Genomic DNA, 15,421 nt, shown 5'->3' with positions numbered 1-15,421 from the left:
ACTTAGCGTTGGCTTCCATTATTTTTGGAATGGCATACCGAATTGTGTTAAAAGCTCACGAGCTTCTTCATCTGTGTTAGCAGTTGTTACGATTACGATGTCCATACCACGAACCTTGCTTACTTTATCGTAATCAATCTCAGGGAAGATTAATTGTTCTTTAATTCCCAAAGTGTAGTTACCGCGACCATCGAAAGACTTCTTAGAGATACCGCGGAAGTCACGAACACGTGGAAGAGAAACAGATACAAGCTTATCAAAGAACTCATACATTTGTTCTCCACGTAATGTAACCTTTGCACCGATTGGCATACCTTCACGAAGACGGAAGCCTGCGATCGATTTCTTTGCACGAGTTACAACAGGTTTTTGACCTGCGATTTGTGTTAACTCTTCAACAGCATTGTCTAATGCTTTAGAGTTTTGTACAGCGTCACCAACACCCATGTTGATGATGATTTTTTCAAGCTTAGGCACTTGCATTACCGACTTATAGTTAAACTTGCTCACTAGAGCAGGTGTAATTTCTTTTTGGAACTTTTCTTTAAGGCGATTCAATTCAGGGACCTCCTTTCAAGAGAGATTATTTATCTAATAATTGACCTGATTTCTTTGCTACACGAACTTTTTTACCATCGACTACTTGATAACCTACACGAGTAGGCTCACCTGTTTTTGGATCTAATGGCAGAACATTAGATACATGAACTGGTGCTTCTTTCGTGATGATTCCACCTTGTGGATTCAATTGAGACGGCTTAGAGTGCTTCTTAACAACGTTAACACCCTCAACAATAACACGGTTTTCCTTAGGGAAAGCGGCAAGGATTACACCTTGTTTTCCTTTATCTTTACCAGTGATTACTTGTACTTTGTCACCTTTTTTAACATGCATCTTTTTTGTGCACCTCCTTAGAAAGGCAATACTTCGAAATTATAGAACTTCTGGAGCCAAGGAAACGATTTTCATGAAGTTGCTTTCGCGCAATTCACGAGCAACCGGTCCAAAGATACGAGTACCGCGTGGGCTCTTATCTTCTTTAATGATAACTGCTGCATTTTCATCGAAACGGATGTAAGAACCGTCTTTACGACGAGCACCGCTCTTTGTACGCACAACTACCGCCTTAACAACATCACCTTTTTTAACAACGCCACCTGGTGTTGCTTGTTTTACAGTAGCGACGATAATGTCACCGATGTTAGCGTACTTACGGCCAGAACCACCTAATACTTTAATTGTTAACAATTCACGAGCACCAGAGTTGTCAGCAACTTTCAAACGAGTTTCTTGTTGAATCATGCTATGGAACCTCCCTTCGGATTTATCATTGATCCGATTCGTCTATTAAATAATAACAGCTTCTTCAACCACTTCAACTAAACGGAAGCGTTTAGTAGCAGAAAGCGGGCGAGTTTCCATGATCTTTACTACATCGCCAACTTTTGCTTGGTTTAATTCATCATGTGCTTTGTATTTTTTAGAATACTTAACACGTTTTCCGTACAAAGTATGTGTTTTGTAAGTTTCGACTAAAACTGTGATAGTTTTATCCATTTTGTCGGAAACAACACGTCCAGTGTAAACTTTACGTTGGTTGCGTTCGCTCACAGTGCAAACCTCCCCTCAATTATTATCCGTTAATTCCGATCTCTCTTTCACGAACTACAGTTTTCATGCGAGCAATTGCTTTACGTACTTCGCGAATGCGAGCAGTGTTCTCTAATTGTCCTGTAGCTAATTGAAAGCGAAGGTTGAACAACTCTTCCTTCAAGGCTTTCACTTTTTGTTCGATTTCAGCAGTGGTTAAGTCACGAATTTCATTAGTTTTCATTAGATTCACCACCATTTTCTTCACGTTTTACAAACTTACATTTAACTGGAAGTTTGTGAGCAGCAAGACGTAAAGCTTCACGTGCGATCTCTTCAGATACACCCGCAATTTCAAACATAACCTTTCCAGGTTTAACAACTGCTACCCAACCCTCTGGAGCACCTTTACCGGAACCCATGCGGACTTCTAGAGGCTTTGCAGTGTATGGCTTAGAAGGGAAAATCTTAATCCAGACTTTACCGCCACGTTTCATATAACGAGTCATCGCACGACGCGCAGCTTCGATTTGACGGTTTGTAATCCAAGAAGCTTCAGTAGATTGTAAACCGAATTCACCGAAATGAACTTCTTTACCACCTTTAGCTTCTCCACGCATTTTACCACGGTGTTCACGACGATATTTTACGCGTTTAGGCATTAACATATTATTTTCCTCCTTCCTCAGAAGCTTTCTTTTTCGTAGGAAGGACTTCTCCACGATAAATCCATACTTTTACGCCAAGCTTGCCGTATGTTGTATCAGCTTCTGCTGTTGCATAGTCGATGTCAGCACGAAGAGTATGAAGTGGAACAGTTCCTTCAGAGTAAGATTCTGAACGAGCGATATCAGCGCCGCCAAGACGTCCAGAAACTTGAGTTTTGATACCTTTTGCACCTGCACGCATCGCACGTTGAAGTGTTTGTTTTTGTGCACGACGGAAAGATACACGGTTTTCTAATTGACGAGCAATATTTTCAGCAACCAATTTCGCATCAAGATCTGCTTTTTTGATTTCTAAAATATTGATGTGGACACGTTTGCCAGTTAATTGGTTAAGAGCTTTACGAAGTGCTTCCACTTCTGTACCACCTTTACCAATTACCATACCAGGCTTTGCAGTGTGTACTGTAATGTTCACACGGTTTGCAGCGCGCTCAATTTCAACTTTAGAAACAGCAGCATCTTTCAAACGAACGTTGATGTATTCACGGACTTTAATATCTTCGTGTAATAACTCAGCGAAATCTTTATCAGCGTACCATTTAGATTCCCAGTCACGGATAATACCAACCCGAAGACCTATCGGACTAACCTTTTGACCCATCGATTATCCCTCCTTCTTTTCAGATACCACGATTGTAATATGGCTTGTGCGTTTGTTAATCGCGCTTGCACGTCCCATTGCACGTGGACGGAAACGTTTCAATGTTGGACCTTCATCAGCGAATGCTGTGCTAACAACTAAGTTGTTGATGTCCATTTCATAGTTATGCTCTGCGTTTGCGATCGCAGATTTCAAAACCTTCTCTACAACTGGAGAAGCAGCTTTCGGAGTGTGGCGAAGAATTGCGATTGCTTCACCCACTTGCTTTCCTCGAACTAAATCTAATACTAGACGTACTTTACGAGGAGCAATACGAACTGTTCTAGCTACTGCTTTAGCTTGCATTGAAGTGCCTCCTCTCATTATCTTCTAGTTTTCTTATCTGCCTCATGGCCTTTGTACGTACGACTTGGCGCAAATTCGCCTAATTTATGACCAACCATATCCTCAGTAACGTAAACAGGAACATGCTTACGACCATCATACACAGCGATTGTGTGACCGATGAATTGAGGGAAGATTGTAGAACGACGAGACCAAGTTTTGATAACTTGCTTAGAGCCAGTTTCAGTAGCTTGCTCGACCTTTTTCATTAAATGATCATCGACAAATGGTCCCTTTTTTAAGCTGCGAGCCATTTTTGTACCTCCCTTCGTAATTGACGTACGGTTCTATAGAACCGTACTACAATTACGTTATTTTTTACGACGACGAACGATGAATTTATCAGAAGCTTTGTTTTTCTTACGAGTCTTCGCTCCAAGAGTCGGTTTGCCCCATGGAGACATTGGAGACTTACGTCCGATAGGTGAACGACCTTCACCACCACCGTGTGGGTGATCTACAGGGTTCATTACGGAACCACGAACTGTAGGACGTTTGCCTAACCAACGAGAACGACCAGCTTTACCGATTTTAATAAGTTCATGATGTTCGTTACCAACTTGACCGATTGTAGCACGGCAAGCTGCTAAGATCAGACGTACTTCACCAGAAGTTAAACGTACAAGTACGTATTTGCCTTCTTTACCAAGTACTTGAGCAGAAGAACCCGCAGAACGAACTAATTGTCCGCCTTTACCAGGCTTAAGCTCGATATTGTGAATTACAGTACCTACTGGAATGTTTACAAGCGGTAGTGCGTTACCTGGTTTAATGTCAGCTTCTGGGCCAGACATAATTTGAGTTCCTACTTCTAAGTTTTTAGGAGCAAGGATGTAACGTTTTTCACCGTCAACATAGTTGATTAATGCAATATTCGCAGAGCGGTTTGGATCGTATTCGATTGTAGCAACGCGTCCTGGAATTCCATCTTTATCGCGTTTAAAATCGATGATACGGTATTGACGCTTATGTCCGCCACCTTGATGACGTACAGTGATTTTACCTTGGTTGTTACGGCCGGCTTTCTTGCTTAAAGGTGCAAGTAAGGACTTTTCCGGTTTGTCAGTTGTGATTTCAGCGAAATCGTTAGCTGTCATATTACGGCGACCGTTTGATGTTGGTTTGTACTTTTTAATAGCCATCTCAATTTCCCTCCTTCTCTGTTAGGATTAAACGCCTTCGAAAATTTCGATTTCTTTGCTATCAGCAGTTAATTTCACGATAGCTTTTCTACGACGGTTTGTATAACCCGCATGGCGACCTACGCGCTTATACTTCGGCTTATAGTTCATGATGTTTACTTTGTCAACTTGAACGCCGAAAATTGCTTCAATAGCATCTTTAACTTCCGTTTTGTTCGCTCTCACGTCAACATCGAAAGTGTATTTCTTTTCAGCCATCGCTTCCATAGAACGTTCAGTGATAACCGGGCGCTTAATGATATCACGAGGATCTCTCATTATGCAAGCACCTCCTCTACTTTTTCCACTGCCGCTTTAGTTAATACAAGCTTCTCATGACCAAGAACGTCTAATACGTTCACGCCATTTGCAGTGACAACTGTTAACCCTTGGATATTACGAGCAGATAACTCAACCGCTTCGTTTACATCGGCAGTAACGACAAGAGCTTTCTTCTCAATTGCTAATCCTTTAAGGACTGCAACCATATCCTTTGTTTTTGGTGCATTTAATACTAAATCTTCAAGAACGATTACGTTGTTCTCCAATACTTTAGTAGACAATGCAGATTTGATCGCCAAACGACGAACTTTTTTGTTTAATTTATAAGTGTAAGAACGTGGAGTCGGTCCGAATACGACACCGCCGCCGCGCCATTGTGGAGAACGGATGGAACCTTGACGAGCACGGCCAGTTCCTTTTTGACGCCATGGCTTACGTCCGCCACCGCGTACTTCCGAACGATTTTTTACTTTATGTGTACCTTGACGTAAAGATGCACGTTGCATAATTACTGCATCAAAAAGTACAGCTTCATTTGGCTCAATACCGAAAATAGCTTCTGCTAATTCGATTTCACCAACTTGAGATCCTGTTTGATTAAATAACGTTACTTTTGGCATTTGGTTTCCTCCTTTCCGCTAAAGAATTATTTGCTTGCCTTAACGGCATTACGAACAGCTACTAACGATTTTTTAGCGCCCGGAACGTTACCTTTAACGAGTAACAAGTTACGCTCTGCATCAACTCTCACGATTTGTAAGTTTTGCACAGTAACTTGATCTCCACCCATACGTCCAGCAAGCTTTTTGCCTTTGAATACGCGGTTCGGAGCAACTGGGCCCATTGAACCAGGACGACGGTGATAACGAGAACCGTGGGACATAGGTCCACGAGATTGTCCGTGACGTTTAATTACACCTTGGAATCCTTTTCCTTTAGAGATTCCTGTTACGTCAACTGTATCGCCTTCAGCGAAAATTTCTACTTTTACCTCTTGACCAACTTCGTACCCTGCTACGTCTGCATCGCGGAACTCGCGAATGAAGCGCTTAGGAGCAGTATTTGCTTTTGCAGCATGACCTTGCTCAGGTTTGTTAGCAAGCTTCGCACGCTTGTCTTCTAAACCTAATTGAACTGCATTGTAGCCGTCTGTTTCAGCTGTCTTCTTTTGAAGAACAACGTTTGGAGCAGCTTCGATAACAGTTACAGGAATTAGCTCACCGTTTTCTGCAAACACTTGAGTCATACCGATCTTTCTTCCTAAGATTCCTTTGGTCATGAGTCACACCTCCTACATGTTAAGAATATGTCATTTATAGTTTGATTTCGATATCTACGCCAGATGGTAAATCTAAACGCATAAGTGAATCTACTGTTTGTGGAGTAGGATTCACGATGTCGATTAAGCGCTTGTGTGTACGCATCTCGAATTGCTCACGAGAGTCTTTGTACTTGTGCACCGCACGAAGAATTGTATAGATTGTCTTTTCAGTCGGTAATGGAATTGGACCAGATACCGCTGCACCAGAACGTTTAGCTGTTTCTACAATCTTCTCTGCTGATTGATCCAAAATACGGTGATCATAAGCTTTCAAACGAATACGAATTTTCTCTTTTGCCATTATTTTCCCTCCTTCTTCGCCTATTTTAAAAAATAGACATTCTCCATGGAAATTTCCTCACACTCGCCATGGCAAAGCGGCCGGGTGTGTCAGCAACCTTCCACTTCATCGCAGTCAAAGACCAACATCGTCTATTATACATTATATCTACGGCCTATGCAACAGAAAAATATAATTTCGCTGTTTTTGCCGTACCTAAGTTATTATACACACGGCTTCGATGAATTTCAAGCTATGGACAAACAAGTTTACACTTGCAAATTCTGGTTTTGAGATAAAGTTTTAGGTAAGCAGCCACTCTTACTAACACAGCTGATACATAGAAGGATAATGAAACAACTTCTTAATGTTTAACAATTCTATATGAACTATATAATAGAAGATTTTTTCTAAATTCGATCAATAAAGGGAACTTGCTGATCGGCAAGCCGCTAGGCGGGGACAGAGGTGCAGGTGCACTTACACTGTATTTCTACAATTTCTCACGACGTCAGATGGTCTTCCAGCTAAAGATTTATCCTTTCTTAGAAATACAAAAAAGCTTGGAACCGAAGTTCCAAGCTTTTTTATTAAAAATTACTCCATGATAGTAGCAACTACGCCAGCGCCTACTGTACGGCCGCCTTCACGGATTGAGAATTTAGTACCTTCTTCAACCGCGATTGGAGCAATAAGTTCTACAGTCATTTCGATGTTGTCGCCAGGCATAACCATTTCAACGCCTTCTGGTAATTGGATGATTCCAGTTACGTCAGTTGTACGGAAATAGAATTGTGGGCGGTAGTTAGCGAAGAATGGAGTATGACGTCCACCTTCTTCTTTAGAAAGAACGTAAACTTCCGCTTTGAATTTTGTATGTTGTTTAACAGAACCTGGTTTAGCAAGAACTTGTCCACGTTGGATGTCGTCACGAGCTACCCCACGAAGAAGAGCTCCGATGTTGTCTCCAGCTTCAGCTTGATCAAGAAGCTTACGGAACATTTCAACGCCTGTTACAGTTGTGTTTTTCGTTTCTTCAGCAAGACCGATAACTTCTACTACTTCACCAACTTTAACTGTTCCACGCTCTACACGACCTGTAGCAACTGTACCACGACCAGTGATAGAGAATACATCCTCAACTGGCATTAAGAATGGTTTGTCAGTTTGACGCTCTGGTTGTGGGATGTAAGAATCAACTTCAGCCATAAGCTCGTTGATTTTTTCTTCCCACTCAGCATCTCCTTCAAGAGCTTTAAGAGCAGAACCTTTGATAACTGGGATGTCATCGCCAGGGAAATCATACTCAGTTAATAGATCGCGAACTTCCATTTCTACTAATTCAAGAAGCTCTTCATCGTCTACCATATCACATTTGTTTAAGAATACAACGATGTATGGTACACCTACTTGGCGAGAAAGAAGGATGTGCTCACGAGTTTGTGGCATTGGACCGTCAGTAGCAGATACTACTAGGATCGCGCCGTCCATTTGCGCAGCACCAGTGATCATGTTTTTAACATAGTCAGCATGGCCTGGGCAGTCAACGTGTGCATAGTGACGAGTTGCAGTTTCGTACTCAACGTGTGCAGTAGAGATTGTGATACCGCGCTCACGCTCTTCTGGAGCAGCGTCGATTTGGTCGTATGCACGAGCCTCAGCGCCACCTGCTTTTGCAAGTACAGTTGTGATAGCAGCAGTTAATGTAGTTTTACCATGGTCAACGTGGCCGATTGTACCAATGTTAACGTGTGGTTTAGAACGGTCAAATTTAGCTTTAGCCATTGGGGAAAATCCTCCTTAAAATTCTAATTATTATATAGGTTAGAAAGAGGAAAGACTAAATGTTTTTCCACTTTCTAGGCTTACATAAGTAGTTATACTTGAACAAGTGCCAAAAATCAATTATTGGCCTTTATTTTTTTTAATAATTTCTTCAGAGATTGTTTTTGGAACTTCTTCATAGTGGTCAAATACCATAGAGAATGTTCCGCGTCCTTGTGTGTTAGAACGCAAGGATGTTGCATAACCAAACATTTCAGAAAGTGGAACCATCGCACGAACTACTTGTGCGTTACCGCGAGCTTCCATACCTTCTACACGACCACGACGGGAAGTGATGTCACCCATGATGTCACCTAGGTACTCATCTGGGATTACAACTTCTACCTTCATAATCGGCTCAAGAATTGCAGGGTTACATTTAGAAGCAGCAGCTTTTAGAGCCATAGATGCAGCGATCTTAAATGCCATCTCAGAGGAGTCAACATCATGGTAAGATCCATCTACTAATGCAGCTTTAATGTCTACTAGAGGGTATCCTGCAAGTACACCGTTTTTCAATGAATCTTCAAGACCTGCTTGTACAGCTGGGATGTATTCACGTGGAACTACACCACCAACGATTTTGTTTGCAAACTCAAAGCCTTTACCTTCTTCGTTCGGTTCGAATTCGATCCAAACGTGTCCGAATTGTCCGCGACCACCAGATTGACGTGCGAATTTACCTTCAACACGTGCAGCAGCACGGAACGTTTCACGGTATGCTACCTGAGGAGCACCAACGTTTGCTTCTACTTTGAATTCGCGACGCATACGGTCAACGATGATATCAAGGTGAAGCTCACCCATACCAGAGATGATTGTTTGACCAGTCTCTTGGTCAGTATGAGCACGGAATGTCGGATCCTCTTCAGAAAGCTTCACTAACGCTGTACCCATTTTGTCTTGGTCAGCTTTAGACTTCGGCTCGATAGCTACAGAGATAACCGGCTCTGGGAATGTCATAGACTCAAGAATTACTTGGTTCTTGTCATCGCACAAAGTGTCGCCAGTTGTTGTATCTTTTAAACCTACAGCAGCTGCGATGTCACCAGAGTAACATACAGCAATCTCTTGACGAGAGTTTGCGTGCATTTGTAGGATACGTCCTAAGCGCTCACGCTTACCTTTTGTGGAGTTAACAACATAAGAACCAGCTTCTGCTTTACCAGAGTAAACACGGAAGAATGTTAACTTACCAACGTAAGGGTCAGTCATGATTTTGAACGCTAATGCAGAGAACGGACCGTTATCATCAGCAGGACGAGTTACTTCTTCATCAGTATCAGGAACGATACCTTTGATAGCAGGAACGTCAAGTGGAGATGGTAAATAGTCGATAACTGCATCTAGCATTAATTGAACGCCTTTGTTTTTGAAGGCAGAACCGCACACTACAGGGAAGAATTCTACGCTTAACGTAGCTTTACGGATAGCCGCTTTTAACTCTTCTACTGTAATTTCTTCACCTTCAAGATATTTCTCCATCAGTGCTTCATCGAAGTCCGCAAGAGCTTCAATCAAACCGCCACGAAGTTCTTCAGCTTGATCTTGGAATTCTTCAGGAATATCTACAACTTGGATATCTGTTCCTAAATCATTCGTGTACATATGCGCCTTCATTTCAATGATATCGATAATACCAGTGAATTGATCTTCTGCACCAATTGGAAATTGAATTGGATGTGCATTTGCTTGTAAACGCTCATGCAATGTTTTTACGGAGTATAAGAAATCCGCACCGATCTTGTCCATTTTGTTAACGAACACGATACGAGGTACACCGTAAGTTGTTGCTTGACGCCAAACTGTCTCTGTTTGAGGCTCTACACCAGATTGTGCATCCAGAACAGCTACTGCACCGTCAAGTACGCGTAAAGAACGCTCTACCTCTACAGTGAAGTCTACGTGTCCAGGAGTATCAATAATGTTTACGCGATTGCCTTTCCATTGAGCAGTTGTCGCAGCAGAAGTGATTGTGATACCACGCTCTTGTTCTTGCTCCATCCAGTCCATCGTTGCAGCACCTTCGTGTACTTCACCGATTTTGTGTACGCGGCCTGTGTAGAACAAGATACGCTCTGTCGTTGTTGTTTTACCAGCATCGATGTGAGCCATGATACCAATGTTGCGAGTGTTGTCTAAGGAGAACTCTCTTGACATGGGTGTTTTTCTCCTTCCTTTTAAAGGATTGGATTTTTTTAATTTCAAAAGCATAAAATCTCTTTAATTGTCACACAGGTAAGTATATCCACAAACATTCCAAATATGTAAAATGGACGTTCATTGAAGAGAGAGGAATTTCTTCCTCTCCCTACTTTCCATGAACGACAAACAAAGCGAATTCATGCAAACAATTATAAGTTTAATCCTACCAACGGTAGTGAGCAAATGCTTTGTTAGCTTCTGCCATTTTATGAGTATCTTCACGTTTCTTAACAGATGCACCAGCGTTGTTAGCAGCATCTAAGATTTCGTTAGCTAGACGCTCTTCCATCGTTTTCTCACCACGAAGACGAGAGTAGTTCACTAACCAGCGAAGACCTAAAGTAGTACGACGGTCAGGGCGAACTTCTACCGGTACTTGGTAGTTGGCACCACCCACACGACGAGCACGCACTTCAAGAACAGGCATGATGTTCTTAATAGCTTGTTCAAATACTTCCATAGGATCTTTTCCAGAACGATCACGTACGATGTCAAATGCGTTATAAAGAATAGTTTGAGATTTACCTCTCTTGCCATCGATCATCATTTTGTTAATAAGACGAGATACAAGCTTAGAGTTGTAAATCGGATCTGGTAAAACATCACGTTTTGCAACAGGACCTTTACGAGGCATATTGATTTCCTCCTTTCATTGAAAATTGTTTATTATTTCTTAGCAGCTTTTGGTCTTTTTGTACCATATTTGGAACGACCTTGCATACGGTTGTTAACACCAGCTGTGTCAAGCGCACCGCGCACGATATGGTAACGTACCCCTGGTAAGTCTTTTACACGGCCGCCGCGGATTAATACCACGCTATGCTCTTGTAAGTTATGACCGATACCTGGAATGTAAGCAGTAACCTCGATTCCGTTTGTTAAACGCACACGAGCGTATTTACGCAACGCGGAGTTCGGTTTCTTTGGAGTCATTGTACCAACACGTGTACATACACCACGCTTTTGTGGAGCAGACAAATCAGTTGCTTTTTTCTTCAAAGAGTTGAAACCTTTGTTTAACGCAGGAGATTTAGATTTCCATACTTTATCAGTACGACCTTTTCTAACTAATTGGTTAATTGTAGGCATGAGTTATCCTCCCTTCACTTCTTTTATAAGACCACACATCCAGGTGGTTCATTATTAGTTGAAAACAAAGTTTTTGCAAGGAGAAGCGGAACGCTCCCACCTCGCAAAAACAGTTTTAACTGACTATCATTAATTGTAAATCATTTGCCCCTCTATACTGTTTTCACAGCATACAAGCATTTTCGCAACGCACATTTTGTATCGTCCGTAACATCTCTTAGGAGCAACCTTGCTTATAGTAACATTTCTAACAAGAAGATGTCAATAACTCTACACATGTTTTTCATGAAATTTATAATGGAAAATTTTAACTTTCTACATAAATCTCATGATTTGTGGCACCAACCTCTTCAGGTGATGTTTTTATAAGATCTACTTTACGATATCTGTTCATACCTGTACCAGCTGGAACAAGTTTACCGATGATGACATTCTCTTTCAGACCAAGAAGCTCATCGCGTTTTCCTTTGATAGCTGCGTCAGTAAGAACACGTGTTGTTTCTTGGAAGGACGCTGCAGACAAGAAGGAATCTGTCTCAAGCGATGCCTTTGTAATACCGAGAAGAACAGAACGTGCTGTAGCAGGCTGTTTACCTTTAAGCAATACTTTTTCATTCGCATCTGTAAATTGGTGAATGTCAAGCAATGTTCCAGGCAACACATCAGTATCTCCAGCATCCATGACACGTACCTTGCGCAGCATTTGACGTACCATTACTTCTACGTGTTTGTCGCCGATTTCTACCCCTTGCATACGGTATACTTTCTGTACCTCACGCAATAGATACTCTTGTACTGCGTTCATATCTTTAACCTTTAGAAGCTCTTTCGGATCGATAGAGCCCTCTGTAAGCTCTTGACCTCGATTCAAACGTTGACCCTCTGTCACTTTTAAACGAGCGCCATAAGGGATTGTATACGTGCGGGCTTCTACATCCCCTTGTACAACAACTTCTTGACGATCTTTTACATCATTAATCGCCGCAACCGTGCCGTCGATTTCTGTAATAACCGCTTGACCTTTCGGATTACGCGCTTCGAATAGCTCCTGAATACGCGGTAAACCTTGCGTGATATCGTCCCCAGCAACACCGCCCGTATGGAACGTACGCATTGTCAGCTGTGTACCCGGCTCACCGATGGATTGAGCAGCGATAATACCTACCGCTTCCCCTACTTCTACATCTGTGCCTGTAGCCAAGTTTCGTCCGTAACACTTCTTACATACACCATGACGTGTATTACATGTAAATGCAGAACGAATATGCATTTGCTCAATACCAGCTTCGTCAATTAGGGTTGCAATATCTTCTGTGATAAGCTCATTTTCAGAAATAATTACTTCACCTGTAGCTGGGTGCTTCACTACTCTTCTTGCGAAACGACCTACAAGACGGTCGTATAGAGCCTCAATTACTTCATTACCTTCTTTAATCGCAGCTACTAATAAACCACGATCTGTACCACAATCATCTTCACGGACAATTACATCCTGCGCCACATCTACGAGACGGCGAGTTAGGTAACCAGAGTCCGCAGTTTTAAGAGCCGTATCGGCAAGACCTTTACGCGCACCATGCGTGGAAATAAAGTACTCTAATACTGTTAAACCTTCACGGAAACTTGATTTGATTGGGAGCTCAATGATACGTCCGGACGGGTTGGCCATCAATCCACGCATACCCGCAAGCTGCGTAAAGTTTGATGCGTTACCACGGGCACCCGAATCACTCATCATGAAGATTGGGTTGCGTCGATCCAAGGATTTCATCAGTTTTCCTTGAATTACATCCTTCGCATTACTCCAAATGGAGATAACACGGTCATAGCGCTCTTCTTCCGTAATCAAACCGCGACGGAATTGTTTTGTTACTGTATCTACCTTCAATTGCGCTTCTTGTAAAATTTCTTCCTTCTCGCCTAATACCACGATGTCCGCTACACCAACTGTAATACCTGCTTTTGTGGAGTGTCTGAAACCTAAATTCTTCATACGGTCTAACATACGAGAAGTTTCTGTAATCTGGAAACGTTTGAACACTTCCGCAATGACATTACCAAGAATTTTCTTATTAAATGGCGCAACCTCTTCGCGCTCAGCGAGAATTTCCTTTATATTAGCAGCCTTAGGTACAAAATAATTGGCAGGTGTTTCTTTTTCCAAGTTTTCTTTTGTAGGCTCATTAATGTAAGGGAAGGATTTCGGTAAAATTTCATTAAAAATCAATTTACCGACAGTTGTTAAAAGAAGCATGTTGTTTTGCTCTTCCGTGAATGTTTCATTCTGCAAAGAGCCAGCTGCAACAGCAACACGAGTATGCAAGTGAACATAACCGTTTGCGTAGGCAAGCAATGCTTCATTTGTATCCTTAAATGCCATACCTTCTCCGACCGCACCAATACGCTCCAGTGTTAGGTAATAGTTACCTAATACCATATCCTGAGACGGCGTAACAACTGGTTTTCCATCTTTCGGGTTCAAGATGTTTTGGGCAGCAAGCATTAGTAAACGAGCCTCAGCTTGCGCTTCGGAGGAAAGTGGAACGTGAACAGCCATTTGGTCTCCGTCAAAATCGGCGTTGTATGCTGTACATACAAGCGGATGAAGACGAATTGCACGACCTTCTACAAGAGTTGGCTCAAACGCTTGGATACCGAGACGGTGAAGAGTCGGGGCACGGTTTAATAGAACCGGATGCTCCCTAATCACAGACTCTAATACATCCCAAACCTCTGGCTGTACTCTCTCGATTTTACGCTTTGCACTCTTAATATTGTGTGCAAGACCCTTTTCCACCAATTCCTTCATAACGAATGGCTTGAACAATTCAAGAGCCATTTCCTTAGGTAATCCACATTGGTACATCTTTAAGTTTGGTCCTACAACGATAACAGAACGTCCGGAGTAGTCAACACGTTTACCAAGTAAGTTTTGACGGAAACGCCCTTGCTTACCTTTTAGCATATGTGAAAGAGATTTTAACGGACGGTTACCTGGTCCTGTTACAGGGCGACCACGACGACCGTTATCGATTAATGCATCAACCGCTTCCTGAAGCATACGCTTCTCGTTTTGCACGATAATACTTGGCGCACCAAGATCTAGAAGGCGTTTCAGACGGTTATTACGGTTAATAACACGGCGGTATAGGTCATTCAAATCAGACGTCGCAAAACGTCCTCCATCAAGCTGTACCATTGGGCGAAGCTCAGGAGGAATAACAGGAAGAACATCAAGAATCATCCAAGATGGTTCATTTCCTGAACCACGGAACGCCTCTAATACCTCAAGGCGCTTAATAGCACGTGTACGACGTTGTCCTTGTGCTGTTTTAAGCTCCTCCTTGAGAAAATCTACCTCTTTATCTAAGTCAATATCTTGTAAAAGCTTTTTAATTGCTTCCGCACCCATAGATGCTTGGAAGGTGCTTCCGTATCTTTCACGGTATGCACGATATTCCTTCTCAGATAACAATTGTTTTTTCTCAAGAGGAGTATCGCCGCTTTCCGTTACCACATAAGAAGCGAAATAAATAATTTCTTCCAAGGCGCGAGGAGACATGTCAAGTACAAGTCCCATGCGACTAGGAATTCCTTTAAAATACCAAATGTGAGAGACTGGGGCTGCCAATTCAATATGCCCCATGCGCTCACGGCGAACTTTAGCGCGTGTTACTTCCACACCGCATCGGTCACAGACAACACCTTTATAGCGAACTCGCTTGTACTTTCCGCAATGGCATTCCCAGTCCTTTGTAGGACCGAAAATGCGCTCGCAGAACAAACCATCTTTTTCCGGTTTTAATGTACGGTAGTTAATTGTTTCTGGCTTTTTGACTTCCCCGTGCGACCAAGAGCGAATTTTATCGGGTGAAGCAAGTCCAATCTTCATATATTCAAATTTATTTACATCTATCAAGGGGACTACCTCCCTT

19 protein-coding genes are annotated in these 15,421 nt (G+C 42.3%); all 19 read right to left on the bottom strand.

The features are described from left to right. Window positions 1-18: 18 nt before the first annotated feature. The 19 genes from rplE to rpoC all read right to left on the bottom strand — a co-directional run bounded on the left by rplE (window position 19) and on the right by rpoC (window position 15,405). On the bottom strand, window positions 19-558 hold the full coding sequence (gene rplE, locus AAHB12_RS22155) for a 50S ribosomal protein L5 (RefSeq protein ID WP_129730348.1): 540 nt from the start codon (window positions 556-558) through the stop codon (window positions 19-21). 25 nt (window positions 559-583) lie between these two features. Next, window positions 584-895, bottom strand: coding sequence for a 50S ribosomal protein L24 (gene rplX, locus AAHB12_RS22150; RefSeq protein WP_129730346.1), 312 nt, complete (start codon window positions 893-895; stop codon window positions 584-586). A gap of 39 nt (window positions 896-934) precedes the next feature. Then, window positions 935-1,303 carry a 50S ribosomal protein L14 gene (gene rplN / locus AAHB12_RS22145; protein WP_129730344.1) on the bottom strand — a complete coding sequence of 123 codons (369 nt, stop codon included), beginning with the start codon at window positions 1,301-1,303 and terminating at the stop codon, window positions 935-937. A gap of 45 nt (window positions 1,304-1,348) precedes the next feature. Continuing rightward, the gene (rpsQ, locus tag AAHB12_RS22140; RefSeq protein WP_129730342.1) at window positions 1,349-1,612 is read right to left on the bottom strand and encodes a 30S ribosomal protein S17; all 264 of its coding nucleotides are present in this window, start codon (window positions 1,610-1,612) and stop codon (window positions 1,349-1,351) included. A gap of 22 nt (window positions 1,613-1,634) precedes the next feature. Further along, window positions 1,635-1,835, bottom strand: coding sequence for a 50S ribosomal protein L29 (gene rpmC / locus AAHB12_RS22135; RefSeq protein WP_129730340.1), 201 nt, complete (start codon window positions 1,833-1,835; stop codon window positions 1,635-1,637). Next, window positions 1,825-2,259, bottom strand: coding sequence for a 50S ribosomal protein L16 (gene rplP, locus AAHB12_RS22130; protein WP_129730338.1), 435 nt, complete (start codon window positions 2,257-2,259; stop codon window positions 1,825-1,827). The genes rpmC and rplP overlap by 11 nt, the downstream gene beginning before the upstream one ends. A gap of 1 nt (window position 2,260) precedes the next feature. Beyond that, a complete protein-coding gene (gene rpsC, locus AAHB12_RS22125) occupies window positions 2,261-2,920 on the bottom strand; it encodes a 30S ribosomal protein S3 (protein ID WP_129730336.1) in 660 nt (219 codons plus the stop codon). A gap of 3 nt (window positions 2,921-2,923) precedes the next feature. After that, window positions 2,924-3,265, bottom strand: coding sequence for a 50S ribosomal protein L22 (rplV, locus tag AAHB12_RS22120; protein ID WP_129730334.1), 342 nt, complete (start codon window positions 3,263-3,265; stop codon window positions 2,924-2,926). A gap of 17 nt (window positions 3,266-3,282) precedes the next feature. Continuing rightward, window positions 3,283-3,558: a 30S ribosomal protein S19 gene (gene rpsS, locus AAHB12_RS22115; protein WP_129730332.1), complete on the bottom strand. Its 276-nt coding sequence runs from the start codon at window positions 3,556-3,558 to the stop codon at window positions 3,283-3,285. 57 nt (window positions 3,559-3,615) lie between these two features. Then, window positions 3,616-4,446 (bottom strand): 50S ribosomal protein L2, encoded by an 831-nt coding sequence (gene rplB / locus AAHB12_RS22110; RefSeq protein WP_129730330.1) that lies wholly within the window; start codon window positions 4,444-4,446, stop codon window positions 3,616-3,618. Window positions 4,447-4,473: 27 nt separating this feature from the next. Next, window positions 4,474-4,764: a 50S ribosomal protein L23 gene (rplW, locus tag AAHB12_RS22105; protein ID WP_342047125.1), complete on the bottom strand. Its 291-nt coding sequence runs from the start codon at window positions 4,762-4,764 to the stop codon at window positions 4,474-4,476. Next, entirely contained in the window at window positions 4,764-5,387 is a 624-nt protein-coding gene (rplD, locus tag AAHB12_RS22100) for a 50S ribosomal protein L4 (RefSeq protein ID WP_342047122.1), read from the bottom strand. The genes rplW and rplD overlap by 1 nt, the downstream gene beginning before the upstream one ends. A 26-nt stretch (window positions 5,388-5,413) precedes the next feature. Then, window positions 5,414-6,046 carry a 50S ribosomal protein L3 gene (gene rplC, locus AAHB12_RS22095; RefSeq protein WP_129730323.1) on the bottom strand — a complete coding sequence of 211 codons (633 nt, stop codon included), beginning with the start codon at window positions 6,044-6,046 and terminating at the stop codon, window positions 5,414-5,416. Between the two features lie 34 nt (window positions 6,047-6,080). Further along, window positions 6,081-6,389, bottom strand: a complete 309-nt coding sequence (rpsJ, locus tag AAHB12_RS22090) for a 30S ribosomal protein S10 (protein WP_129730321.1) — start codon at window positions 6,387-6,389, stop codon at window positions 6,081-6,083. 576 nt (window positions 6,390-6,965) lie between these two features. Continuing rightward, window positions 6,966-8,153, bottom strand: a complete 1,188-nt coding sequence (tuf, locus tag AAHB12_RS22085; RefSeq protein ID WP_342047120.1) for an elongation factor Tu — start codon at window positions 8,151-8,153, stop codon at window positions 6,966-6,968. A gap of 120 nt (window positions 8,154-8,273) precedes the next feature. Continuing rightward, a complete protein-coding gene (fusA, locus tag AAHB12_RS22080; RefSeq protein ID WP_342047119.1) occupies window positions 8,274-10,352 on the bottom strand; it encodes an elongation factor G in 2,079 nt (692 codons plus the stop codon). 208 nt (window positions 10,353-10,560) lie between these two features. Continuing rightward, entirely contained in the window at window positions 10,561-11,031 is a 471-nt protein-coding gene (gene rpsG, locus AAHB12_RS22075) for a 30S ribosomal protein S7 (RefSeq protein ID WP_129730315.1), read from the bottom strand. A gap of 32 nt (window positions 11,032-11,063) precedes the next feature. After that, complete coding sequence (gene rpsL, locus AAHB12_RS22070; protein ID WP_129730313.1) at window positions 11,064-11,486, bottom strand: 30S ribosomal protein S12; 423 nt, start codon at window positions 11,484-11,486, stop codon at window positions 11,064-11,066. 307 nt (window positions 11,487-11,793) lie between these two features. Further along, window positions 11,794-15,405 carry a DNA-directed RNA polymerase subunit beta' gene (rpoC, locus tag AAHB12_RS22065; RefSeq protein WP_342047118.1) on the bottom strand — a complete coding sequence of 1,204 codons (3,612 nt, stop codon included), beginning with the start codon at window positions 15,403-15,405 and terminating at the stop codon, window positions 11,794-11,796. Window positions 15,406-15,421: the final 16 nt, after the last annotated feature.

The sequence above is a fragment of the Bacillus sp. OTU530 genome (assembly GCF_038440375.1).
This window is presented reverse-complemented; position numbering and strand designations above follow the sequence as displayed.

What these genes read in the sequence shown, in the direction of transcription:
- rpsC (WP_129730336.1), bottom strand. Translation starts at nt 2,920, where the DNA reads ATGGGTCAAAAGGTTAGTCCGATAGGTCTTCGGGTTGGTATTATCCGT.
- rpmC (WP_129730340.1), bottom strand. Translation starts at nt 1,835, where the DNA reads ATGAAAACTAATGAAATTCGTGACTTAACCACTGCTGAAATCGAACAA.
- rpsG (WP_129730315.1), bottom strand. Translation starts at nt 11,031, where the DNA reads ATGCCTCGTAAAGGTCCTGTTGCAAAACGTGATGTTTTACCAGATCCG.
- tuf (WP_342047120.1), bottom strand. Translation starts at nt 8,153, where the DNA reads ATGGCTAAAGCTAAATTTGACCGTTCTAAACCACACGTTAACATTGGT.
- rplW (WP_342047125.1), bottom strand. Translation starts at nt 4,764, where the DNA reads ATGAGAGATCCTCGTGATATCATTAAGCGCCCGGTTATCACTGAACGT.
- rplX (WP_129730346.1), bottom strand. Translation starts at nt 895, where the DNA reads ATGCATGTTAAAAAAGGTGACAAAGTACAAGTAATCACTGGTAAAGAT.
- rplN (WP_129730344.1), bottom strand. Translation starts at nt 1,303, where the DNA reads ATGATTCAACAAGAAACTCGTTTGAAAGTTGCTGACAACTCTGGTGCT.
- rplD (WP_342047122.1), bottom strand. Translation starts at nt 5,387, where the DNA reads ATGCCAAAAGTAACGTTATTTAATCAAACAGGATCTCAAGTTGGTGAA.
- rpsL (WP_129730313.1), bottom strand. Translation starts at nt 11,486, where the DNA reads ATGCCTACAATTAACCAATTAGTTAGAAAAGGTCGTACTGATAAAGTA.
- rplB (WP_129730330.1), bottom strand. Translation starts at nt 4,446, where the DNA reads ATGGCTATTAAAAAGTACAAACCAACATCAAACGGTCGCCGTAATATG.
- rplC (WP_129730323.1), bottom strand. Translation starts at nt 6,046, where the DNA reads ATGACCAAAGGAATCTTAGGAAGAAAGATCGGTATGACTCAAGTGTTT.
- rpsJ (WP_129730321.1), bottom strand. Translation starts at nt 6,389, where the DNA reads ATGGCAAAAGAGAAAATTCGTATTCGTTTGAAAGCTTATGATCACCGT.
- fusA (WP_342047119.1), bottom strand. Translation starts at nt 10,352, where the DNA reads ATGTCAAGAGAGTTCTCCTTAGACAACACTCGCAACATTGGTATCATG.
- rplV (WP_129730334.1), bottom strand. Translation starts at nt 3,265, where the DNA reads ATGCAAGCTAAAGCAGTAGCTAGAACAGTTCGTATTGCTCCTCGTAAA.
- rplP (WP_129730338.1), bottom strand. Translation starts at nt 2,259, where the DNA reads ATGTTAATGCCTAAACGCGTAAAATATCGTCGTGAACACCGTGGTAAA.
- rpsS (WP_129730332.1), bottom strand. Translation starts at nt 3,558, where the DNA reads ATGGCTCGCAGCTTAAAAAAGGGACCATTTGTCGATGATCATTTAATG.